The organism is uncultured Salinisphaera sp. (assembly GCF_964012375.1).
In the GTDB taxonomy this organism is placed as follows: Bacteria; Pseudomonadota; Gammaproteobacteria; order Nevskiales; family Salinisphaeraceae; genus Salinisphaera.
In genome coordinates this window covers 1-21,204 of record NZ_CAXGSH010000034.1, presented here as the reverse complement: position 1 = coordinate 21,204, position 21,204 = coordinate 1, and the positions used below count along the sequence as shown (strand labels likewise).

The 21,204-nt window shown below is 64.3% G+C and carries 23 protein-coding genes; 9 read left to right on the top strand and 14 right to left on the bottom strand.

All coding sequences use genetic code 11. The annotated features are described in order from the left end of the window. The first annotated feature begins 40 nt into the window (after positions 1–40). The 3 genes from ABNU97_RS07895 to ABNU97_RS07885 are packed head-to-tail and all read left to right on the top strand — an operon-like array spanning position 41 to position 2,101. On the top strand, positions 41–1,210 hold the full coding sequence (locus ABNU97_RS07895; RefSeq protein ID WP_348766194.1) for an SMP-30/gluconolactonase/LRE family protein: 1,170 nt from the start codon (positions 41–43) through the stop codon (positions 1,208–1,210). After that, the gene (locus ABNU97_RS07890; RefSeq protein WP_348766193.1) at positions 1,207–1,896 is read left to right on the top strand and encodes a hypothetical protein; all 690 of its coding nucleotides are present in this window, start codon (positions 1,207–1,209) and stop codon (positions 1,894–1,896) included. Before ABNU97_RS07895 ends, ABNU97_RS07890 begins: the two co-directional genes overlap by 4 nt. A gap of 58 nt (positions 1,897–1,954) precedes the next feature. Continuing rightward, a complete protein-coding gene (locus tag ABNU97_RS07885) occupies positions 1,955–2,101 on the top strand; it encodes a DUF3096 domain-containing protein (protein WP_293623448.1) in 147 nt (48 codons plus the stop codon). A 97-nt stretch (positions 2,102–2,198) separates the two neighbouring features. Here the strand turns inward: ABNU97_RS07885 and sufT are convergent, their stop codons facing one another. Beyond that, positions 2,199–2,750: a putative Fe-S cluster assembly protein SufT gene (gene sufT / locus ABNU97_RS07880; protein ID WP_006912817.1), complete on the bottom strand. Its 552-nt coding sequence runs from the start codon at positions 2,748–2,750 to the stop codon at positions 2,199–2,201. Between the two features lie 99 nt (positions 2,751–2,849). Between sufT and ABNU97_RS07875 the strand changes: the two genes are divergently transcribed. The 5 genes from ABNU97_RS07875 to ABNU97_RS07855 are packed head-to-tail and all read left to right on the top strand — an operon-like array spanning position 2,850 to position 5,739. Continuing rightward, a complete protein-coding gene (locus ABNU97_RS07875; RefSeq protein WP_348766192.1) occupies positions 2,850–3,233 on the top strand; it encodes a CbiX/SirB N-terminal domain-containing protein in 384 nt (127 codons plus the stop codon). After that, positions 3,234–3,515, top strand: coding sequence for a hypothetical protein (locus tag ABNU97_RS07870; RefSeq protein WP_348766191.1), 282 nt, complete (start codon positions 3,234–3,236; stop codon positions 3,513–3,515). Further along, positions 3,508–3,981 carry a TspO/MBR family protein gene (locus ABNU97_RS07865; RefSeq protein WP_348766190.1) on the top strand — a complete coding sequence of 158 codons (474 nt, stop codon included), beginning with the start codon at positions 3,508–3,510 and terminating at the stop codon, positions 3,979–3,981. Before ABNU97_RS07870 ends, ABNU97_RS07865 begins: the two co-directional genes overlap by 8 nt. A gap of 38 nt (positions 3,982–4,019) precedes the next feature. Then, on the top strand, positions 4,020–4,838 hold the full coding sequence (locus ABNU97_RS07860) for an SDR family NAD(P)-dependent oxidoreductase (RefSeq protein WP_348766189.1): 819 nt from the start codon (positions 4,020–4,022) through the stop codon (positions 4,836–4,838). Between the two features lie 22 nt (positions 4,839–4,860). Next, the gene (locus tag ABNU97_RS07855; protein WP_348766188.1) at positions 4,861–5,739 is read left to right on the top strand and encodes an NAD(P)-dependent oxidoreductase; all 879 of its coding nucleotides are present in this window, start codon (positions 4,861–4,863) and stop codon (positions 5,737–5,739) included. Between the two features lie 52 nt (positions 5,740–5,791). Here ABNU97_RS07855 and ABNU97_RS07850 read toward each other — a convergent pair whose 3' ends face one another. From ABNU97_RS07850 to ABNU97_RS07810, 9 genes are all read right to left on the bottom strand, one after another. Beyond that, on the bottom strand, positions 5,792–7,162 hold the full coding sequence (locus ABNU97_RS07850; RefSeq protein ID WP_348766187.1) for a hypothetical protein: 1,371 nt from the start codon (positions 7,160–7,162) through the stop codon (positions 5,792–5,794). 70 nt (positions 7,163–7,232) lie between these two features. Then, on the bottom strand, positions 7,233–7,775 hold the full coding sequence (locus ABNU97_RS07845) for a cytochrome C (protein WP_348766186.1): 543 nt from the start codon (positions 7,773–7,775) through the stop codon (positions 7,233–7,235). Between the two features lie 4 nt (positions 7,776–7,779). After that, the gene (locus tag ABNU97_RS07840) at positions 7,780–8,304 is read right to left on the bottom strand and encodes a methylamine dehydrogenase light chain (protein WP_348766185.1); all 525 of its coding nucleotides are present in this window, start codon (positions 8,302–8,304) and stop codon (positions 7,780–7,782) included. A 15-nt stretch (positions 8,305–8,319) separates the two neighbouring features. Continuing rightward, complete coding sequence (mauD, locus tag ABNU97_RS07835; protein WP_348766184.1) at positions 8,320–8,919, bottom strand: methylamine dehydrogenase accessory protein MauD; 600 nt, start codon at positions 8,917–8,919, stop codon at positions 8,320–8,322. Between the two features lie 2 nt (positions 8,920–8,921). After that, positions 8,922–9,458 carry a MauE/DoxX family redox-associated membrane protein gene (locus ABNU97_RS07830; protein WP_348766183.1) on the bottom strand — a complete coding sequence of 179 codons (537 nt, stop codon included), beginning with the start codon at positions 9,456–9,458 and terminating at the stop codon, positions 8,922–8,924. Between the two features lie 9 nt (positions 9,459–9,467). Further along, positions 9,468–10,613 carry an amine dehydrogenase large subunit gene (locus tag ABNU97_RS07825; protein ID WP_348766182.1) on the bottom strand — a complete coding sequence of 382 codons (1,146 nt, stop codon included), beginning with the start codon at positions 10,611–10,613 and terminating at the stop codon, positions 9,468–9,470. A 354-nt stretch (positions 10,614–10,967) separates the two neighbouring features. Then, entirely contained in the window at positions 10,968–13,085 is a 2,118-nt protein-coding gene (locus ABNU97_RS07820) for a PQQ-dependent dehydrogenase, methanol/ethanol family (RefSeq protein ID WP_348766181.1), read from the bottom strand. Between the two features lie 183 nt (positions 13,086–13,268). Further along, the gene (locus ABNU97_RS07815; protein ID WP_348766180.1) at positions 13,269–14,969 is read right to left on the bottom strand and encodes an amidohydrolase; all 1,701 of its coding nucleotides are present in this window, start codon (positions 14,967–14,969) and stop codon (positions 13,269–13,271) included. Positions 14,970–15,033: 64 nt separating this feature from the next. Then, entirely contained in the window at positions 15,034–16,488 is a 1,455-nt protein-coding gene (locus ABNU97_RS07810) for an aldehyde dehydrogenase family protein (RefSeq protein WP_348766179.1), read from the bottom strand. 312 nt (positions 16,489–16,800) lie between these two features. Between ABNU97_RS07810 and ABNU97_RS07805 the strand changes: the two genes are divergently transcribed. Beyond that, positions 16,801–17,754, top strand: a complete 954-nt coding sequence (locus ABNU97_RS07805; protein WP_348766178.1) for a helix-turn-helix domain-containing protein — start codon at positions 16,801–16,803, stop codon at positions 17,752–17,754. 158 nt (positions 17,755–17,912) lie between these two features. Here the strand turns inward: ABNU97_RS07805 and paaK are convergent, their stop codons facing one another. The 4 genes from paaK to ABNU97_RS07785 all read right to left on the bottom strand — a co-directional run. Next, positions 17,913–19,229, bottom strand: coding sequence for a phenylacetate--CoA ligase PaaK (gene paaK / locus ABNU97_RS07800; RefSeq protein WP_348766177.1), 1,317 nt, complete (start codon positions 19,227–19,229; stop codon positions 17,913–17,915). Positions 19,230–19,342: 113 nt separating this feature from the next. Beyond that, positions 19,343–19,819, bottom strand: coding sequence for a hydroxyphenylacetyl-CoA thioesterase PaaI (gene paaI / locus ABNU97_RS07795; protein WP_348766176.1), 477 nt, complete (start codon positions 19,817–19,819; stop codon positions 19,343–19,345). Positions 19,820–19,904: 85 nt separating this feature from the next. Continuing rightward, the gene (paaG, locus tag ABNU97_RS07790; RefSeq protein WP_348766175.1) at positions 19,905–20,696 is read right to left on the bottom strand and encodes a 2-(1,2-epoxy-1,2-dihydrophenyl)acetyl-CoA isomerase PaaG; all 792 of its coding nucleotides are present in this window, start codon (positions 20,694–20,696) and stop codon (positions 19,905–19,907) included. A gap of 163 nt (positions 20,697–20,859) precedes the next feature. Beyond that, a partial coding sequence (locus tag ABNU97_RS07785) for a MaoC/PaaZ C-terminal domain-containing protein (protein ID WP_348766174.1) occupies positions 20,860–21,204 on the bottom strand: 345 nt, incomplete at its 5' end.

Below are 21,204 nucleotides of genomic sequence, written 5' to 3'. Positions count from 1 at the left end.
AGCTTAGATGTCCGAAGCCGTTTTCGGGCCAAGGAATGACATGAAGAACCTGTTGACCCTGATCTTGATCGCGCTGGTCGCGTTCGTTGGCTACGCCCTCTTCTGGCCGAGCGATTTCATGCCCCAGCCGTGGACCGTGGCAACGGCCACCACCGGCGATGCGCCGGTGCGAAGCGCGCCTTTGGCGCAGGCCGAACGCCTGGGCGAAGACACGGCCACCGGTCCCGAAGACGTGGCGATCGATAACCAGGGACGGCTGTATGCGGGCTATGAGGACGGCACCATCCGCCGCTTCGACCCGGACGGCAGCAATGGCCAGGTATTCGCCACCACTAACGGGCGCCCGCTCGGGCTTGCCTTCAGCAGCAAGCCGGTCGCGCCTACCGATGACCAGGCAAGCACCGAGTCGGGCGATGAAACGGGCGGGCCAGAGCAAGCGACCGACGCGCCGCCGCCGCAGACGCTGATCGTGGCGGATGCCGACAAGGGGCTGCTCGCGATCAACCCGGCCGGCGATATCAAAATCCTCGCCAGTGGCGCCGAAGGCCGCCCGTTCAAGTTCACCAACGACGTGGACGTCGGACCGGATGGCACGATCTATTTCACCGACGCCTCGAGCAAATACGGGCATGACGCCTACCGCACCGATATTCTCGAACACGGCGGCCACGGCCGTCTGATGGAATACGATCCGGCCACCGCCACGGTGACGGTGTTGCTGGGCGGCTTGCAGTTCGCCAACGGCGTCGCCGCCAGTGGCGACGGCGCCTATGTGCTGGTGACCGAAACCGGCAGCTATCGCGTGCTGCGCTACTGGCTGAGCGGCGATATGGCCGGCCAGAGCGATATCTTCATCGACCGGCTGCCCGGTTTTCCCGACGGCATTTCCCATGGCGCCGACAGCGACACGTTCTGGCTGGCACTGTTCGCGCCCCGCAACCGGTTGCTGGACTTTACCGCCGACAAGCCCTGGCTTCGACGCATCATCTACCATCTGCCCAGGGCGCTGCAGCCGGAACCCGCGCATGTCGCCGGGCTGATGGGCATCAAGCCGGACGGTACCGTGGTGACCGATCTGCGGGACGACAGCGCAGGCGCGTTTGCCCCGATCACAAGCGTCCAGGAACAGGGCAATAGCCTGTATCTGGGCAGTCTGAGCGCCGATGCGTTCGCGCGTATCCCGCGGCCCACGCCTGAAACCACGCCATGAGTTCGCGCCTGGAACAAGCGCTGGTCGATTTGCGCGAGGCCCGGGCCCGGCTCGAGCGACGCAGCGAGCCGGCGTTCGATGCCCGCCTCAAGGCGCTACGACGATGGCAGTCCGAACGCGCGGCAGCGCTGCACCGGCCGCTGGCCGAACGCTATGACGGCGAAAAGCTGCTGCACTTTCTGACCCGCAGCTTCTATCTCGAAGCCGACTGGTCGGAGCTGACCTCCGACCCGGCCAAGATTTCCTCGCGAATCGGGCGCATCATCGACGACGACCGGCCGCTGGTGATCGCGGTCCGCCTGCAACACACCGCGGACAGCCTCGATGCCGACATGGCCGCAGCGCTCGAGACCCGCCTGCCAGCGCGACCGATCACGCCGACCGCGTATGTGCGTGCCTTTCGCGAGGTCGGCCAGTTCGACGTTCGCGAACAACAGATCGGCTGGGTACGCGAACTGGTGGATCTACTCGGCGGGTTTGCCGACAACCGGGCCGCCTACTGGGCGTTCAAGCTGGCCGGTTCGCCAGCCAAGGCACTCGGCATGGGACAGACCTATGGCCTGTTGGCAGAAGGCTTTGCCGCCATGCGCAGCACCCGCGACCTGGAAAGCGCGACGCGCGAAGTCGTCACCGTTCAGCGCCGCGAACTCGATCGGCTCACCGGGCGCGCAGGCCCGGATCGATGATTGCGCGCGGCCGTGCCTTGACGCATTCTCAGCACAAACTCATCACCGCAACTATCCGATGACCATCACCATTTCCGACGCCAGCCTTGTGCCGATCGTTTCGCTGGCCGCAGGCATCGCCATTCTTGTCGTGCCGCGCCTGCTCAATTACATCGTCGCCGGCTATCTGATCCTGATCGGCGTGCTGGGGATCGTGAACTTCTAACGCAGGCGTTGGCCCGCCTACGCGCGGCCTGGCTTAGAGCCGCAGCGCCCGCATCAGACGCCACGGCCCACCGGCCCGAGCGCTGTGCCGGGCGGCTTTAGAGCATGCCCACCTGAAGCTTGGCGGCATCGCTCATCATTTCCATCGTCCAGGGCGGGTCGAACACCAGTTCCACGCGCACCTGGGCGATGGTTGGCACCATCTTCACCTTGTTGCGCACATCGTCGACGAGAATATCGCCCATGCCACAGCCGGGGGCGGTCAGGGTCATGTCGATATCGACAATGCGCGCCTGCGGGTCGCTGTGATCGAAATCGCATTGATAGACCAGGCCGAGATCGACCAGGTTGATGGGTATTTCGGGGTCGAAGACGGTGCGCATCTGCTCCCAGACCATGGCTTCGACATCGTCGTTGCCCGCGCCTTCGGGCAGGCGCAACGGCTCGGGCGGCTCCTGGCCGATGGCATCGGCGTTCTCGCCGGCAATACGAATCAGGTTGCCGGCGATATAGACGGTGAACGAGCCACCCAGCGCCTGGGTGATATTGCCGTGGGTACCCACCGGAATTTCGACCGTGTCGCCGGCCGGGATCAGCACCGCCTCACAGTCGCGCTGGAAGGTTACGGGTTCATTGGAGGGCATCTGCATGGCGCGATACCTGCGTTGATGTATATCAACATAGTCTACCAACCGCGCTGTTAGCTGTCCGAAAGCCTTTGGCCGCCACGCTCTGATACGATTACCCCTATGAAGAAATCACTGCTTGTCGTCGCCCACGGCAGCCGCCGTCAGGCCTCCAATGATGAAGTGCGCGCGCTCACCGAACGCGTGCGCGCGGAGTCCAACGAACGCTTCGCGGCCATCGAATGCGCTTTCCTCGAACTCGCGGAGCCGTCCATCCCCGATGGGCTCGCCCGCCTGATCGCCGATGGCGCCGCGCATGTCACGGTTTTGCCTTATTTTCTGTCGGCCGGCCGTCATGTGGCCGAAGATATTCCTGAAGAGGTCGAGGCCGTACAGGCCGCGCACCCGGACGTGCATATCGAGATTGCCCCTTATCTGGGCACCTCGGACGTCATGCCACGGCTGCTGCTGACCATGCTGGGCGACAGCGCGGCCGCGAGCGCCTGAATGATGGACCGGATCGCGGATAACCGCCGTTTCTGGCTCGGCCTCAACCTGTTGCTGCTGGTACTGCACGGCTTTGGCGTGTACTGCTACGTGATCGGCGGCTTCGCCCATCCGGTCACCCAGCTCTGGGCGATCGTGCTGCTGATTCATATCCTGGAATTCCCGCTGGCATTCATCGCGGTGCAGGGTCGTGGAGTTGGCTGGGGCACAACCATCATGGCCACCCTTATCTTCGGCTTCACCTGGTGGGTGCCGGCCCGCCGCGGCGTGTTTCATGCGTGAGTCGTTCAATGCCACGCGCGCCGCGCTGGTATGCGGCATTGCCGTAGCGCTCGTGTCGCTGACCGGCGCCGTGTTTCCGCCCGGGGCGTGGTACGAACAGCTCAACCAGCCCGCCGGCACGCCGCCCGATATCGCCTTCCCCATCGCCTGGACGCTGCTTTATATCGGCATGGCGGTCGCGGCATGGCGCGTCTGGCGTGCTGCCGGCATCGGTCGTGCGCTGGCGTTGTTCGCGGCCCAACTGCTGCTCAACGCCCTGTGGATGCCGGTGGCGTTCGGCGCCCATGCCCTCGGCTGGGCCTTGATCGTGATCGTCGCGCTCTGGCTCGTGCTTGCAGCGACGCTGGCTGCATTCTGGCGGATCGACCGGCTGGCCGGCGCGCTGCTCGTACCCTATCTGGCCTGGGTGAGCTATGCGGTCTATCTCAATGCCGGCCTGTTGGTGCTCAACTGGGGCAGCCTGTAATTCCTGATCGCGTCGCTCTATTCACCTAGGAGTTGTTCATGGCCTTTGTCGACAAATACGGCCCTTGGGCTCTGATTACCGGCGCATCGGCCGGCATCGGCGCGGAATTCGCCCGCCAGATCGCCGCCAAGGGCGTCAACGTGGCCCTGGTCGCACGCCGCCGCGAGCGCCTGGAAGCACTGGGCGCAGAACTGGAGTCCGAATACGGCGTGCGCACGCTCGCCATCGCGGCCGACCTGTGCGCCGACGATTTTCTGACCACGATCACCGAAGCACTCGGCACCCGCCACGTCGGCCTGCTGGTCAACAACGCCGGCTCGGGGATGACCGGCGAATTCCTGGATCACGACCTCGACGCCGAGCTGCAGATGCTGGCGCTGAACTGCCGCGCGCCGCTGGTGCTGGCGCACCATTTCGGCCGGCGCATGCGCGACGATCGTCGTGGCGGCATCATCATGCTGGCCTCGGTGGCCGGCATCGTGCCCACGCCAATGTTCGCCAACTACAGCGCCACCAAGGCATGGAACCGTTTTCTGGGCGAAGGGCTGCACGAGGAACTGGCGCGCGACGGCGTCGATGTCGTATCGCTGTGCCCGGGCCTGACCCAGAGCGAGTTCTTCGACCACGCCAACGTCGACCCCAGCAACTGGCCCGCGCCCATGCGGGCCACGATCATGAGCGCCGAAGACGTGGTCAAAGCCGCGCTGAAAGGTCTGGGCCGGCATTCGCAGGTGGTGCCCGGCCTGTCTTATCGCATGCTCATGCGCCTGTCGCGTCTGTCGCCCGGCTCACTCACGCCGTGGATGATCGACCGCGTCATGCGCCTGGCCCTGCCCAAGAGCGACAACTCACGCTAAAGCCGTCTAAAGGAGCCATACGATGGCCGATCTGAAGGACAAGACCCTGTTCATTTCCGGCGCCTCGCGGGGCATCGGTCTGGCGATCGCGCTGCGCGCGGCCGCCGACGGGGCCAACGTCGCCATTGCAGCCAAGACCGATACCCCGCACCCGAAGCTGCCGGGTACGATCCATACCGCGGCCGAGCAAATCGAGGCGGCCGGCGGCAAGGCGCTACCGATCGTCTGCGATATTCGTGAAGAGGCGCAGGTCGAAGCCGCGGTGAAAAAGACCGCCGATGAGTTCGGCGGCATCGATATCTGCGTGAACAACGCCAGCGCGATCTCGCTGACCGGCACCGAAGAGACGCCGATGAAGCGCTACGATCTGATGAACCAGATCAACGCCCGCGGCACCTATCTGGTGAGCCAGAAATGCATTCCCTATCTCAAGGAATCGCAGAAAAAGGGCAATAATCCGCATGTGCTGATGCTGTCGCCGCCGCTGGACATGAAGCCCAAGTGGTTCGGCCCGCATGTGGCCTACTCGATCGCCAAGTACGGCATGAGCCTGTGCGTGCTCGGCATGGCGGAGGAATTCGCCGAAGACGGCATCGCCTTCAACGCGCTGTGGCCGCGCACCGGCATCGCCACCGCCGCGATCAGCCTCATCGGCGGCGAAGAGATGATGGCGCATTGCCGCAAGCCCGAAATCATGGCCGACGCGGCCCACATCATCCTGACCCAGAACAGCCGCGACTTCACCGGCCGGTTCTGTATGGACGACGTGCTGCTGCACGAACACGGCGTCAACGATTTCGATCAGTACGCGGTGGACCCGAGCAAGGAACTCTGGCCCGACTTCTTCGTGCCGGACGACGTGCCGCCGCCGCCCGGCTCCATGGGCAATCGCACCGACTGACAGGCAACCGATCCGGGCCGGCAGACGGGTTCGTCTGCCGGCGCGAATTGCCTCAGAAGCTCACGATCGCGATGACCTGCGAATAGATATTGGTATCGTCGTCGCCGAGCTGCGTGCCGCCTTCCGCCGCCGAGTTGTCCGGGGTGTAGAAGCCGACCAACGGGCTGATCACGAGATGGTCGTTGACGACCCACTGGGCATAGAGATCGAACTCGTTGCCGTCCAGGAAACCGCGCCCTGCGTTGTCGAATTCAAAGAACAGTGCGCCCAGCTCGACGGTATCCGAAGGCGCGAGTGAAACGCCGACGTGGTGTACATCGGTATCGCTGTTGAACGGCCCGGCATAGTTGGCGGCCACTTCCCCCTGGAACCAGGTGCCGTAGCCGCGGTTGAAGCCGAAGAACAGCGGATCGAAACCGCCCGAAAAGCTCGAGAAACGATAGCTGAGCTTCGGCGACCACGGCACGTCGGCAAAGGTCCAGCCCGCTTCGCCATACCAGGCATGATCGTCGCCGCCGCCCAGATAGTCCTCTCCGTTGTCCTGATCGACATATTCCGCGGACAGAAACAGATTTTCCACGCCGAGGCTGCCGTTGGCCCGGAAGGCCAGCGTTTCCTGGCCGTCGCGATGCTGGTAGCCAAGAAATTCAGCCGATTCGTCGTCGACGTCCAGGCCCTTGAGATAGGTCACGCCCAGCGTGCCGTAGGTTTCGCTGCGGTATTCCAGGTTGGCCCCGGCGAGCTCCATTTCGGCCTGTGCCTTGTTGTCGGAGTCGAGCCAGAAACCATCGAGATGAAAGCCGTTCTCGCCGCCCAGGCGCAGGATGGCGGTCTTGTCGAACGCCTTGCGCGCCGCCAACCAGTAGGCGCCGCCTCGGCTGAGGCCGCTCGGCGCAATGCCGGCATCGGCCAACGGCTGGAAGCCTTCGCCAAAGTTCAGCGAGTCGCCGTTGATGAGGAAACCGTCGCCGATGGTAAAGCTCTGGCTGCCAACGGACAGGTCGATACCGTCTTCGCCGAGCCACGGCACGAGATCGCCCGAGGTCCAGCCGATATAGGCATCCTCGACCTGGGTGTCCTCCTCCTTGCCGGTACTGAAACCACCGGCATCGCCGTCACCCCGGGTGGCCGAACTCAGCAGGTTGAACGCACCGTACACGCTGCCCGCCCCATCGAGAGCGTGGGCCGCACTCAGCCCGTATTTGGCATAGCCTTCTTGCCAGGTCGGGCTGGCGTCTTCCGCGATCAGGACCTGGTTATAGGCCTTCTGACTGTTGAACACGCCCAGTGCCGCTTCGATATCGAAATTGAGCAGCGTCTCGTCGCTTTCGTACAGAATATGAGCGCCAGCCTGGGCCGAGCCCAGCAAGGCCGCTACCGCCAGAACCGTTGGCACCGCGCGCCGGCTGTTCGATGTCTTCATGAGTCCCCCTTGGATGATGGGCACAGTGCGCCCGGTTTGATTGCAGACTCGAACGCGTCGAGCCAGCGGCCTATGGCCGGTCCTCAAGACCGTCACGAATGGCAATCTGGCGATCGCGCATGCGCTGCAGCAGCACATCGCGCGTGGTGTCGATCTGGTCCAGCGGCTCGGCGCGCAGGCCCGCCACCTCTTGCGCGCTGTACGGCTTGAAGTGGGCGGGGGTGCTGTCGCCGGCAATATCGCTGGTCAGCATCCAGTTCATCAGATCGGCCAGCTGTGCATCGGTGAAACTGGATAGCGATACCCCCGGCACGCGCACCAGAAACTCGCGGCCCCCCTCGACTTCCAGAAAATGGCCTACGAAGTCCTTCATCCGTGGCACGTCGTTCTTGCGCGAGCCCTCGCCGTCCACGTGATGACAGCCGGAGCATTGCAGCTGGTAATTCACCCGCGGCCGGTAGCCGGCTTCGCGCGGCGTGACCGCCGGCACCTCGTTGCCGGGCGCCGGCCTGTTGTCCGGGCCCGGCAGGCTCTGGGCCTGCCCCACACCAAACGGCAGCACGAGGCCCGCCACCAGCACCAGCCGTGCGGCGATGCATGCCGACCGACGCATGGCGCTAGCTGGCCACATCCCGAATCGTGGCAATGGTGCAGTTGTAGGTGAGATGCTCAGCACCCAGGCACCAGTTGATGTCGTTATTGTTGAACGGCCGATACAGCGGCTGTTCGCTGTCGTTGCGGTTGCAGGCACACTGGCCGCAGGCCTGCTTGCCGCAGCAGTCGTTGTAAGCGATCACATAGTCGCGCCCGTCGGCCGGGTTATGACAGGTGCCCACCCAGGTGACTTCCGATACATCGGTGCCCGGCGGGCAGGCGTTGATGGTGCCCCCGCAGCAGGTACACAGAAAGCCGTCGACCGAGCAGTAGCGCCAGTAATCACAGCTTTGCGGATCGCCCGGGTCGCCCGGCGTGCCGGGCTCTGCTGCATGCGCGTTGCCGCTGCTGCGATCCACCGGCAGGATCAACGGCAGCGCGCTGCCGACCACCACCCAGGAACCAAAGCGCACCAGGGCGTTGCGGCGCGACGTCGAATAGGCGACATGACGAGCCGAGCGTTCGAAGAAACGATCTAGAAATTTCATGGGGTCCCCCGGTGGTTATTGCGCTGCACGCTTCTGGCCGTGCATATATTCCTGGAGCGAGCCCACGCCCATGGACTGGGCTTCGAACAGGCTTTCCAGATGTTCGCGGTTGTTGACCAGACCCTTGGCCCGCAGCACGCCGTCGGCATCGATGAGCACGGCATAGGGCAATTTGCCGATCTGATAGGTCATGCCGATTTCGGGGCCGACCACGTAGGTGGCCTCCTCGAGACCGTGCTCACGCACCAGCGCCTGCTGCGAGGCTGCGTCGCCGTCGCTGACATACACCACGTCCAGATCGCGCCGATAGCTGCGCGCCAGCGAGCGCAGGCTGGGCAGCAACGACTTGCAGATCGGGCAGGTGGGCGACATGAAGAACAGCAGCTGTCCCTTGTCGCTTTTGTAGCCGACATTCACCGGGCGCTCGTTGCGGTCGGTGGCCGTAACCTGGGGCGCCGGGCTGTTCACGGCCACGCCCTTGTCGAGCATGAGCGCTCCGGCCGGCGCAATACGCGAATGCAGCACACCCACCTGTCGAACCAGCGCCATGACCACGAAGGCCAGGGCCACGACCACGATCCAGAGCAGGATCTGGGATAACACAGCAACTTCCATGACTATCTCCCGGAAAGCGACTTCAAGCGCGGCTGATTGGTGAGCAGCCCCTCGGTCGCGGTGTAAAGGATGAGGACCGCCGCCACGCTGGCGCCGATCAGAAACAGGCCGAATCCGGTCAGGGCCACGGTGCCGGTGGGCAGGCCGGCAAACACGGCCATCATCATCAGCACGCCGTTGCGCGCCAGCAGCGCCGACGAGAGAGGACGCTCCAGGCCCGGCCCGCTACAGCCGCAGTCGATATCGCGGCGTCCGCGCCAGAGATTGATGGCGATCGCAGCGGTATACAGGGCCAGTAGCGCACCGGCGCCCGCCGCGCCCCAAACCCGCAGGCCCGGCACCAGCAGCAAGATCGCAACGAGCCCTTCGACGAAGGGCAGCGCACGGGCCACCCAGGAGATCGCGGCACCGGAAAGCAGCGCATAGTCCTCGATCTGGCGTGCAAAGCGATGCGGCGCGCGCAGCTTGTGGCTGGCGCCGGTTAACAGAATGACCGCCAGCACCAGCGCGCAGGACACGGCCACGATCGGATGAATCATCGTCGCCTCCTAGTGGCTGCTGAGCACCAGCGCGGGGATCGCACTGATGCCGTCGACGGTATGCATGTATTCCATCTCGGTAAGATCGAACACATCCAGCCCGCCTTCGATGTTCACGCCCAGCAGCAACGGTTCGTCGTCAGAGGTGGCGTTCAGGCTCCAGACGTAGTTCTCTGTCTTGAGCTCACCGACTTTCTCGTGGGTGTCGAGATCGAACACCCAAATGGTGTCGCTGGGGTCTTCCCAGTTGCGATCGCTGTGGTCCTGGTGGACGAGCACGTACATCTGGTTGAGTGCCGGCGAAATGGTCATCAGCTGCCAGCCGCCCACGCCCCAGCCGGCTTCGCGCTGGGCATCGGTAAACAGCGACCAGCGCTTGCCGACCCGGGTCTTTCCACCGGAGACGTCGATCGGCTGGATCACGCCGTCGAGAGTGGTGAAGTAGTACATGTCGCCGTTGCGCGCGGCGCGTTCGTTCATGGCGGTTTCGTTCGGGTCGAAGAACTGCGTGCGCGAGCGCGAAACCTCGTTGCCGCTGTCGTCGAGCTTGACGCGCTGGAACGTGCCGTCGCCGCATACCGAGCCGAAGGCGCGCTTGCCGATCGGGTAGTTGAGCACGCAGCCGGCAATATCGATCTCGCTGGCCACGCTCTGGTTCTTCGTATCCACCACCGTCACCGAAGTGGACGGCGTGAAGTTGTAGATATACACGAAGCGATCGTCGCCGCTCATGGTCAGCATATTGCGTTCCATGAGGATGTTGGCGCGCTTCTTGGGAATCTCGACTTCCCAGGCCGGGGACAGCGTGCGCGTATCCCAGGCCGTAAGCACGTCGGTACGCTCGCCACGCACGCCGCGCGACCAGAACGTATCGGCCGAATACAGCCGGGTATCGTCGTGTGAGAGTACTGACGGCGCCAGATAGCCGGTCGGAATCATGCCCAGCATCTTCTTTTGTTCCGGATCCACCACGACTACCTTGCCCGTGGTGGCGTTATCGAACTGGGTATCGATGATGTAGGCGCGATGCGGGCCCGGCTTGTCGAGCGTGATCTGGCCGATTTCGTCGGGCGGCAGCTGCGACCAGGCGCTGGCACTCCATGCCAATACAGCCATCGCGGCAATGCCACCGGCACGAAACAGTCTTTTATTCATAGTCGTCCCTCGCTTGAGCGGTTCGATGCGAACGGTGGCGGCGTTGCACGCCACGCCGATCGCCTGCGCCGGCGCGCCACGCCGAGCTGCGCCCCCGATATGTCGTGTCGCCTGTTTCAGCGATAACTCAAGACTGCGCCGCGACGGGCCGGGCCTGCATGTCTGCCGGTGCAATTTCGTTTGTCGTGACGTGCATCAAGGCGAATTCCATACGGGTCGTGGCAGGCCGCCCCCAGCGGACAACCTCGCAAGGCCGCGCGAATCGATCACAGAAAAAGAGCCGGCGGGTAGAACCCGACCGGCTCGGATGGCCTTGGCGTATGAAGATCGCCGGAACCCGGCCAGATGCACCGCCTAGGAGCCGCCTGCGCCCATCTCTTTGGCCAGATCGTGCTGACGCTTGATGAGGTATTGATGGATGGCACGGATCTGCGACTGCGACAGCCGGTCGGCAAACGACGGCATGCCCTGGCCGATCAACGTGCCGCCGGCGACGATACGCAAAAAGTCGTCGTGTGTTTGCGCGTCCATATTGCGCAGGTTCGGCACCACGCCGCCGCTGTAGGCGCTGAAACCGTGGCAGGCGCCGCAGTGCGTATTGAACAGATCGCGTCCCTGGGCGACGGTCTCGGGATCGGCTTTGAGCGGCGGAATATCATCGGCGATTTCAAGCTTGCGCTTGGGCTCATCCGGCAGCGTGGCCTGGCCGCCCAGCTTGTAAGTGAGCACCCGCGCGCGCGGCTCGACCTGCGTATTCTTCGCCAGGCCGCCGAAGCCGGTGGGGAAGATACCGCCCCAGCCGACCATGAAGGTCACGTACTGTTCGCCGTCCACGGCATAGGTTACCGGGCCGGCCATCACGCCGGTATTCGCCGGCGCGCGCCAGAGCAGTTCGCCGTCGTCGGCCGCATACGCCCGTACTTCGCCGTTGGCGGTGCCCTGAAATACCAGCCCACCGGCGGTCGCCAGGGTGCCGCCGTTCCAGATCGTCGGGTAATCCTGGCTCCAGACCTCGCTCTGGGCGATCGGATCCCAGGCCAGCAGCTTGCCGCGATACATATCCACGACTTCGGCGCGCGCCTTGGGGTCTTCGGGCAGCGCCACCGGCTGCGTACCCAGCTGCAACGTACCGCGCCCCTGCCAGGTCGCTTCATTGTCGGGTTCGAGCAGGGCCGGCGCCACCTGGGCCGGGATATAGACCAGCCCCGTATCCGGGCTGAACGACATAGGCATCCAGTTGTGCCCGCCCAGCGGTCCCGGCATCAATAGCCGCGGGCCCTTCGTCCAGTCGGCCTTTTCCATGTCGACGACCGGCCGACCGGTCTTCATGTCGATACGTTTGGCCCAGTTCACCGGCACGTACTTCTCGGCCGAGATCAGTTCGCCGTTGGTCCGGTCGATCACATAGTAGAAGCCGTTCTTCGGCGCCTGCATGAGCACCTGGCGTGTCTTGCCGTCGATTTCGAGATCGGCCAGCGTGATTGTCTGGGTGGCAGTAAAGTCCCATTGGTCGCCGGGCGTCTGCTGGTAGTGCCAGACGTAGTCGCCGGTGTCCGGGCGAATAGCCACGATGGAAGCCACGAAAAGGTTGTCGCCCTTGCCCTGGCTGCGCGCCTGGTGATTCCAGAGACTGGCATTTCCCACCCCGATATAGAGCAGATCCAGTTCGGGGTCATAGGCCATAGAATCCCAGACCGTGCCGCCGCCGCCCTGCTTCCAGTACTGGTCCCCGAACCAGGTCTTGCGAGCCATTTCCATGGCCTTGCTTTCTGCCGGTTTGGACGGATCGCCGGGCACGGTGAAAAAGCGCCAGGCCTGTTCGCCCGTGTCGGCATCATAGGCCGTGATATAACCGCGCACGCCCATTTCGGCGCCGCCGTTGCCGATGATCACGCGGCCTTTGACCACGCGCGGCGCACCCGTGATCGTCTGGCTGCGCTCGTCGTCGATGAGCGTATTCACGCGCCACACCTCGTCGCCGGTTTCGGCGTCGAGGGCGATCAGTCGGCCATCGAACGCACCGACGAAGACCTTGCCGTTCCAGACCGCCACACCGCGGTTGACCGGCCCGCAACAACCGTCGCGTGCCGCCGTTTTGGCGACTTTCGGGTCGTACTTCCAGAGCAGCTTGCCGCTGGCGGCATCGAAGGCATAGACGATGCTGAAGGCGCTGGTGGTGTACATCACGCCATCAACAACGATCGGCGTGGCTTCCACCCCGCGATCGATATCGAGCCGGTACGACCAGGCCAGCCCCAGTTCATCGACGTTGTCCTGATCGATCTGGTCGAGACGACTGAAGCGCTGTTCCTGATAGGTACCGCCGTGGGTCATCCAGTTCGCCGGCTCCTGCGCCGCGGATCGCAAACGCTTAGCATCGACCGACGCCGGCGTGGACGCCGCCTGGGCGCCGACGGCCCATACGAGCGACGACGCCAGACCCAGCGTCGCGGCTGCCAATAATCTCGACATGGCTTTCTCCTCGAGTTTTATTTTTATTGCTGTGTGCGCTCGCGCGACGACCGATCGCGCCAAGCTTTTTCTTTTATCGCGGCCGAGCTGCTGAGCCACGGCTCGTGGCCCACTGCCAAGCCATCCCTTCGCCGCGGCATGACGCCAGCCACGGCACCCGGCACCGCGGCCTATAGCGACTGATCAACGCGGCTCGGCTTCGTATACCGTCTTACCCCGAAATACCGTTCTGAGGGCTTTTGTCTGCGCGATTTCGGCGTTCGGAACATCGAAAATATTGCGGTCGAGCACCACGAGGTCGGCAGACTTGCCCACTTCAATCGACCCGATCTGATCGGACAGGTTGAGCGTGTACGCTGCGCCCCGAGTCATGGTGTCCATGGCCGCCTGCAGCGAAATACTCTCCTCGGGGCCGATCTCGCGCTCGACCATCGAGGCCAGATGCGGCCAGGGGTTGATCGAACTCGATATCGAGGGCCAGTCGGAGCCGTAGGCGATCACGGCGCCCGCATCGAGCAACTCTTTCGTCGGCGGCGTCTTGTCGTAGCGATGGCCGATCGCGTTGCGCATGGCCGAACTGTACGGCCCGCGAATCCACAGCGGCGGCGCAACGTCGGCTGCCACATCGAGCTCGGCAAACCGTGTCAGATCGGCTTCGTCGACCACGCTGGCATGGGCAATCGAATGATGCAGCTCGCGCGCTCCGATGGCCTCGCGCGCTGCCTCGAACGCGTCGAGCGCGGCCCGCACGGAGCCATCGCCGGTGGCATGCATCTTCACCGTCACGCCCTGGCGGGCCAGTTCGATCGCATCCTGCGTGATGGCATCCGCTGTCATGCGTAATTCGCCTTCATAGTCGGCCGGCAGCCCTTTTGCTTCCAGTGCGCCGGCCTCGTACGGTTCCAGCAGCGAGGCGGTCAACGCAGGCGGCACGCCGTCGAGATAGAGCTTGGCGAAATCGGTATGGACGTTGTCCGAGCGGTAGCGCGCCCGGTCGGCCAGCGTCTTGCGCTGTTCGGCTGCGGTTTCGTTGAAGTCGGTGTCGTACTGCAGGAAGGTCGCCACCCGAGCGTGCAGCCCGTCGTTGCGATCGACGTCATGATAGGCACGCACCGTCGGCCGGTCGGTACGTGCTTCGACAAACGTAGTGATACCGAACCGGTTGGCCTCGTCCACCGCGTGTCGAACCGTTTGCTGATACTTCGCGTCGCTCATCGGCGGAATCGTGCGCGTCAGCTCACCGGCGGCCTGCTCGAACAGAATGCCGTTGGGCTCGCCGTGCGCATCGGTCTGAATGGCCGCCATCCCGGCCGCACGTTCCTTGTCGAAGCCGGCCGCCTGCAGCGCCTTCGAGTTCACGTAGCCGTTATGGCCGGTGTCATCGAGCAGATATACGGGATTGTCGGGCGACACGGCATCGAGCCTCTTCTTGTCGATCTTGCCGGAGTCGGCATAGGCCGAAGCCCAGGCGCCGCCCACCACCCATTCGCCCGGTTTGGCGTCGGCGACGCACCCTGCGACCCGCTCGCTTATTTCATCCGGCGTGGCGCTACTGGAGAAATCACAGCTGAAAAGCTGGCGCTTGAAACCGCGCACGTAGTGGCCGTGCCCGTCGATGATGCCGGGCACGACCGTGCTGCCACCCAGATCCACGATACGGGTGTCGTCGTCGGCGTGCTTGCGAACGGCTTCGCTATCGCCCACCGCAATGAAGCGGCCGTTGGCGATCGCCACCGCCTGTGCGATGGAACGATCGTCGTCCTGTGTATGGATGCGTGCGTTCAGATAGATCGTGTCGGCGCCGGGCGCCGCCGTCGCGACGCCGCCCAGGCATAGGCCCGCCAGCGCGAGCACCGCGCTCGTCGCGCGTAGGACTGTATGCATAGCCTCTCCTCGTTTTTTTGTATTGGCTAATGCAGGCGCTTATCGCGCCTTGATCCGGCGTCGATCAGCCAAGCATGACGGTGGTGACCTTTTCTTCGGTATAGGCCAGCACTCCGGCCAGGCCGCATTCACGCCCCAGCCCGCTTTCCTTGAAGCCGCCCCAGGGCAGCTGCGGGTCGATCGGCGCCCAGGCATTGATGCCGATCGCGCCGGCTTCCACCTGGCGGGCAACGCGATGGGCACGGGCCACGTCGGCCGTCCATACCGTCGCGGCAAGGCCATAGCGGGTGTCGTTGGCGATGGCGATGGCCTCGGCCTCGTCACGGAACGTCATCACCGTGCCGACCGGGCCGAAGATTTCATCGCGTGCGATGCTCATGTCGTTGTTGGCCTCGACGAATACGGTCGGGCGGACATACCAGCCGGCGTTGGCCGCATCGGACGGACCGCCGGCGAGCAGCTTCGCGCCCTCCTCGCTACCGCGACGGATATAGTCGTTGATCTTGTCGTACTGGCCCTGGCTGGCGACGGCACCCATCTGCGTGCCTTCCTGATCGGGATCGCCCACCTGAATGCTGCGTGCGACCTCGGCCAGTTTCTGGCTGAACACATCGGCCACGTCTTCGTGGACCAGGATGCGCGTGCCTGCGGCACAGACCTGGCCCTGATTGAAGAACAGCCCCATGGCGCAACCGCCCACGGCCGCTTCGAGGTCGGCATCGTCGAACACGATCTGCGGGCTCTTGCCGCCCAGCTCGAGCGCCACATGCTTGAACAGCGGCGCAGCCAGACGCTGAATGGCCGCCCCGGTTTCCGGACTGCCGGTGAACGTGATCTTGGCTACCTTCGGGTGCTCGCACAGCACCGGCCCCAGCGTTGCACCGTAACCGGTCACCACGTTGACCACGCCATCGGGAATACCTGCCTCCTGACACAGCTTTGCCAGGTGCAGGGCCGACATCGGCGTCTGTTCGGCTGGCTTGATCACGGTCGTGCAGCCGGCCGCGAGCAGCGCGCCGAGCTTCCAGCAGGTGATCATCAACGGCGTATTCCAGGGCACAATCGCAGCCACCACGCCGACCGGCAGGCGTTCGGTATACGACAGCGTGGGCTGGCCCATGTAGCCGGCCGTGGGAATGGTGCGACCTTCGAGCTTGTCGGCCCAGCCGGCGGCATGGCGCAGCGTGGCGATGGCGTTGGGCAGGTCGAGCATGCGCGGTTCTGCGGGCGGGCGGCCGATGGCGTTCGCGTCCATGTCGGCCAGCTGTTCGGCATCGCGCTCGACCAGATCGGCGAGACGATGGATGCACAGCCCACGCGCCGCGCCGCTCATCTTCGACCATTCGCCGCCCTTGAGCTGGGCGTGGGCGGCCTCGATGGCCCGCGTGGCGTCGTCCGCCGTGCCGGCAGCCGATGTGGCCAGCGTTTGGCCAGTGGCCGGGTCGGGCAACGTCATCGTCGCACCGTCGGAGGCGTCGACCGCCTGGCCGGCTATGAAGTGTTGATATGCTTGATTCACGCGTGCTCCTCGAACAGTAAACGGCGGCCGTCTCGCACGCTCGCGACAAACGTGCTGCACGACCGCAGTGGTCGGTTTTATCTCGTCCCGAGCCTGCGCCGGCTGACCACGCCACGCATGCTGTTACGTGCATATCGATTTGTCGCTGTGTGCAGCTTGGCGGCGCTTGCCGGGCGGTCTTTGACAGCGCGCGGACAACGGCGTAAACACAAATAAAAGCGTTGCAGCGCCACGAGCGAACCTGGCATGCGCATTGCAACCTAATTCGACCCGAAACAATCGGGCGCCACGGGCTGGAGACCGTCGAATCACATGCCGTATTTGCAACATCGATCGCAGGCCCCGGAAGCGGGCCGCTTTTCCAATCTCGGCGGCTGGCAGGATTACGTCAACGCGCATTTCCCACCGCTGGAGATGAGCCGCCCCGGCGCCGAGCCGTTTCATGCACAGGCCAACAGCTGCCGGCTTGGCGAATGCACGCTCACGCATATCAGCAGCGCGGCCTCGGATGTTGCGCGAACCGCCTATCTGGCACGGCGTGCCAATGCCGGGTATCTGAAAGTGCTGTGGCAGCTCGCGGGCACTCTCGAACTCACCCAGGATCGCCGCTCGGTGCGCCTGCAGGCCGGCCGCGCCAGTCTTTGCGATACCACCCGGCCCTACCGAATTCGCGTAAGCGACGGTGCACGCCTGGCCGTACTGCTGATTCCCTATGACGTCGACAGCCGGCTGCCGCGCTATGCCGAACGCGTGAGCGCGACCGAGCTTACGGATATGCCGACCATGCAGGCTGCACTCGGTGCAATCACCGGTCTGGCACGCGCGCAGCCGCGCTTTGACGACCCGGGCGTGAGCGACGTGATGCAGGGTGTGGGCGCAATGCTGGCTGCGACCTTCGCACGGGCGGCCGAGCCGGAGGAGGCCGATGTGGATGCACAACGCATGCAGCGCGCGCGCCATTATATCGCCACCCATCTCGCCAGCAGCGATCTCACGCCGGAGCGCCTGGCCAGCGTGCTGTGCGTTTCACGACGCACGCTCTACGGTTTGCTGGCACGCCACAACACCACGCCGGCCCGTTTGATCAGCGAAACCCGGCTGCAGTGTGCTCGCGATGCGCTGGCCCGGGATTCGGCGGGCCAGCATTCGATCACCGATATCGCCCTCGCCCACGGCTTTGGCGACAGCGCGCGCTTCAGCCACGCATTCAAGGATCGCTTCGGCGAAGCGCCCAGCCTGTGGCGGACCCGCTACGCCCGGAACTGAGACCGGGCGTCGGCGTGCCCGCGGGCGCCCGCCCAGGGCTTGGAAAGCGCCTTGGGGCCTCGCCGCGTTGCTGCGCAAATCGCGCCAGACAAGGCGCGTGGCGCCGGCCCTGGTTAGTCCAGGGCCAAGCGCGACGATTTCATTCGCGTTAACAGGCCCTAGCCGCGATGGCTCAGCCGGCGGTCGATGACATGCTTGGCCTTGCCCAGAGAGCGCTCCAGCGTACCCACGGCCGACAGCGTGATCTTGGTGCTGATACCGATATAGGACTTGATGTGCTGCTGCAGATTGCTCAGCGTTTCGTCCTCGGTGCTGTGGTCGTCGAAATCATGACCGCGCTCGACCGTTAACGCCACGTGATCGAGATTGCCCTCGCGGGTCAGCTCGATCAGATAGTGCGGTGCCAGGCCTTTCTGCTTGCAGATGATCTCCTCGATCTGGGTCGGGAAGACGTTCACGCCGCGAATGATGAGCATGTCATCCGAGCGACCGGTGATCTTGTCGATACGGCGCATGGAACGCGCGGTCGGTGCCAGCAGGCGAGTGAGATCGCGGGTGCGATAACGCACGATCGGCAGCGCTTCCTTGGTCAGCGAGGTGAACACCAGCTCCCCGGGCTCGCCGTCCGGCATGACTTCGCCGGTTTCCGGGTCGATGATCTCGGGATAGAAATGATCCTCCCAGATCACCGGACCATCCTTGGTTTCGACGCATTCGTTGGCCACGCCCGGGCCCATGACTTCCGACAGGCCGTAGATATCCACCGCATCGATACCGGCGCGGCGTTCGATCTCTTCGCGCATGGCGTTGGTCCAGGGCTCGGCGCCGAAGATCCCGATTTCCAGCGAGGACTCGCGCGGGTCCAGCCCCTGGCGCTCGAACTCCTCGATGATGTTGAGCATGTACGAGGGCGTGACCATGATAATGCGCGGCTTGAAGTCCTGGATCAGCTGCACCTGTTTTTCCGTCTGGCCACCCGACATGGGTACGACCGTACAGCCGAGCTTTTCGGCGCCGTAGTGCGCACCGAGACCGCCGGTAAACAGGCCGTAGCCGTAGGCCACATGCACGATATCGCCCGGCTTGCCGCCGGCGGCACGGATAGAGCGGGCAACCAGATTGGCCCAGGTCTCGATATCGTTGGCGGTATAGCCCACCACTGTCGGTTTGCCGGTCGTGCCGCTGGAGGCATGGATACGCGACACCTGCTCGCGCGGCACGGCAAACATATCGAACGGATAGGCGTCGCGCAGATCCTGCTTGGTGGTGAACGGAAACTTCGCCAGATCGGCCAGCGTTTCCAGATCGCTCGGGTGCACACCGGCCTCGTCAAACTTGGCCTTGTAACGCGGCACGTTGTCGTAGGCGTGCTGCAGGGACCATTTCAGCCGTTCCAGCTGTAGCGCCTGCAGTTCGTTGCGGCTCGCGGTCTCGATCGGTTCGAGCAGCGATGCGGGTTCCATCAGTGCGGCCATGTTCGTCTCCTCCGTCTCGTTTGTGTATGAAAGCGTCTGCGGTATGGGCCCCCGAGCGCTTTTTCATGTTTTCGGGTCCGTGCCAGACAACGCAGGCACGCCCCACTTGATGTTCACGACGCCATCACGTCCAGCACGTCGCCTCGCACCTGGTGCGCACGCCCGCGAAACAGCACCACGGTTTCGTCGTTCTGATTGCGCACGGTGACGTCGTAGACGCCGGTTCGCCCCGAGCGCGAGCGTTGCTCGGCTTCGGCCACCAGCACGTCGCCTGCGAACGCCGGACGCAGATAATCCACGTTGCAGGCCGCGCCCACGGTGTTCTGGTTGCCGCTGTTGCAGGCAAAGGCGAACGCGCTGTCAGCCAGCGAAAAGATCAGCCCGCCGTGGCAGGTCTTGTGGCCGTTGACCATGTCGTCGCGTACCGGCATGGATACGCGGGCATAGCCGGGCGCCATGGCATCGATATGCATGCCGAGCATGCGCGAGGCCTCGTCGCGGGCGAACATTGCCTCGCCGACGCGCTCGGCCAGCGCCTGGGCATCCGTATCCTCGGGCGCGGCAGCCGCGCCGTTCTGGCTGGATTGCATGGGTTGTCTCCTTTCCGAAAGAGCCTGTTCGGGCCGGCGCGCTGCTTTTTTGTATTCGTTGCAGCGTCGCCGGCGTGTTCGTTATTCAGCGACCTTTGAATTCGGGCGTGCGTTTTTCGCTGAACGCGGCTACGCCTTCGGCATAGTCGGCACTGCGGCCGAGCTCGCCCATGGCATCGCGTTCGGCATCCAGCTGCGCATCGAGATTGTTGTTCGCGCCGGCGTACATCAGCTCCTTGGTACGGGCCAGGCCGCGGGTCGGGGCTTTCGACAGGTGCTCGACGAGCTGGTCGATTTCAGCCTCGAAGGCGTCGTCGTCCACGCAGCGCCAGATCAGGCCCCAGTCCGCCGCGGTCGGCGCATCGATGGGTTCGCCGAGCATGGCCAGGCCCATGGCCCGGGCCATACCGATGCGTCGCGCCAGAAAATAGGTGCCGCCGGTATCCGGAATCAGGCCGAGCTTGCAGAAGCTCTCGATGAACTTGGCCGAGCGGCGGGCGATGACCAGATCGCAGGCCAGCGCAAGATTCGCACCCGCACCCGCGGCCACGCCGTTGACGCCGCAGACCACAGGCATCGGCAGTGCGCGCAGGCGGCGTACCAGCGGTGCGTAATAGGTTTCGACCGAATAGGCCAGATCGGGCGCTTCGCCGGAGGTCGATACTGCGCGATCGCCCAGATCCTGGCCGGCACAGAAGCCCTTGCCGGCGCCGGTGAGCAACAGCACGCGCACCGAATCATCGGCTTCGACCGTGTCGAGCGCTTCGGCCAGGGCTTCGTGCATGGCCACGTTGAAGCTGTTGAGCTTGTTCGGACGGTTGAGCGTAATCCGGGCGATACCGGAATCGATGCTCAGGATGATGGAATCGTCTGCCATTCGAAATTTCCTCTCTCTTTAGAGGGTGTTTACAAAACGTAGCGAGCGCAGCCAGTTCGGTCACGACGGGAGCGCAGAAAGCGCAGCGTATGAGCAATACGTGAGCATTTCGAGCACGGGACGGGACCGAAATGGCAAGCGCAGTAGATTTGTAAACATCCTCTCAAGCGGCGGCCGTTTCTTCGGCCTCGGGCGTCCAGTCGGTGGTGGCGACCATGGTCAGCACGTCGTACTGGGCCACGACCTCGTCGTTCTGGTTTGTCACGGTGGCGTCCCAGCGCACTTCGCCGTATTCGGTGTTCTCGCGCTTGGTCTTGTGCTTGCAGGTGAGCGCGACCTTGAGCGCGTCGCCCGGATAGGCCGGGGTCATGAAACGCAGGTTGTCGACGCCGTAGTTGGCCAGCACCGGGCCCGGGTTGGGCTCGACGAACAGGCCGGCTGCCAGCGACACGATGTAGTAGCCGTGGGCCACGCGCCCGTCGAAGAACGGATTGGCCTTGGCGGCCTC

What these genes read in the sequence shown, in the direction of transcription:
- ABNU97_RS07895 (WP_348766194.1), top strand. Translation starts at nt 41, where the DNA reads ATGAAGAACCTGTTGACCCTGATCTTGATCGCGCTGGTCGCGTTCGTT.
- ABNU97_RS07890 (WP_348766193.1), top strand. Translation starts at nt 1,207, where the DNA reads ATGAGTTCGCGCCTGGAACAAGCGCTGGTCGATTTGCGCGAGGCCCGG.
- ABNU97_RS07885 (WP_293623448.1), top strand. Translation starts at nt 1,955, where the DNA reads ATGACCATCACCATTTCCGACGCCAGCCTTGTGCCGATCGTTTCGCTG.
- sufT (WP_006912817.1), bottom strand. Translation starts at nt 2,750, where the DNA reads ATGCAGATGCCCTCCAATGAACCCGTAACCTTCCAGCGCGACTGTGAG.
- ABNU97_RS07875 (WP_348766192.1), top strand. Translation starts at nt 2,850, where the DNA reads ATGAAGAAATCACTGCTTGTCGTCGCCCACGGCAGCCGCCGTCAGGCC.
- ABNU97_RS07870 (WP_348766191.1), top strand. Translation starts at nt 3,234, where the DNA reads ATGATGGACCGGATCGCGGATAACCGCCGTTTCTGGCTCGGCCTCAAC.
- ABNU97_RS07865 (WP_348766190.1), top strand. Translation starts at nt 3,508, where the DNA reads ATGCGTGAGTCGTTCAATGCCACGCGCGCCGCGCTGGTATGCGGCATT.
- ABNU97_RS07860 (WP_348766189.1), top strand. Translation starts at nt 4,020, where the DNA reads ATGGCCTTTGTCGACAAATACGGCCCTTGGGCTCTGATTACCGGCGCA.
- ABNU97_RS07855 (WP_348766188.1), top strand. Translation starts at nt 4,861, where the DNA reads ATGGCCGATCTGAAGGACAAGACCCTGTTCATTTCCGGCGCCTCGCGG.
- ABNU97_RS07850 (WP_348766187.1), bottom strand. Translation starts at nt 7,162, where the DNA reads ATGAAGACATCGAACAGCCGGCGCGCGGTGCCAACGGTTCTGGCGGTA.
- ABNU97_RS07845 (WP_348766186.1), bottom strand. Translation starts at nt 7,775, where the DNA reads ATGCGTCGGTCGGCATGCATCGCCGCACGGCTGGTGCTGGTGGCGGGC.
- ABNU97_RS07840 (WP_348766185.1), bottom strand. Translation starts at nt 8,304, where the DNA reads ATGAAATTTCTAGATCGTTTCTTCGAACGCTCGGCTCGTCATGTCGCC.
- mauD (WP_348766184.1), bottom strand. Translation starts at nt 8,919, where the DNA reads ATGGAAGTTGCTGTGTTATCCCAGATCCTGCTCTGGATCGTGGTCGTG.
- ABNU97_RS07830 (WP_348766183.1), bottom strand. Translation starts at nt 9,458, where the DNA reads ATGATTCATCCGATCGTGGCCGTGTCCTGCGCGCTGGTGCTGGCGGTC.
- ABNU97_RS07825 (WP_348766182.1), bottom strand. Translation starts at nt 10,613, where the DNA reads ATGAATAAAAGACTGTTTCGTGCCGGTGGCATTGCCGCGATGGCTGTA.
- ABNU97_RS07820 (WP_348766181.1), bottom strand. Translation starts at nt 13,085, where the DNA reads ATGTCGAGATTATTGGCAGCCGCGACGCTGGGTCTGGCGTCGTCGCTC.
- ABNU97_RS07815 (WP_348766180.1), bottom strand. Translation starts at nt 14,969, where the DNA reads ATGCATACAGTCCTACGCGCGACGAGCGCGGTGCTCGCGCTGGCGGGC.
- ABNU97_RS07805 (WP_348766178.1), top strand. Translation starts at nt 16,801, where the DNA reads ATGCCGTATTTGCAACATCGATCGCAGGCCCCGGAAGCGGGCCGCTTT.
- paaK (WP_348766177.1), bottom strand. Translation starts at nt 19,229, where the DNA reads ATGGCCGCACTGATGGAACCCGCATCGCTGCTCGAACCGATCGAGACC.
- paaI (WP_348766176.1), bottom strand. Translation starts at nt 19,819, where the DNA reads ATGCAATCCAGCCAGAACGGCGCGGCTGCCGCGCCCGAGGATACGGAT.
- paaG (WP_348766175.1), bottom strand. Translation starts at nt 20,696, where the DNA reads ATGGCAGACGATTCCATCATCCTGAGCATCGATTCCGGTATCGCCCGG.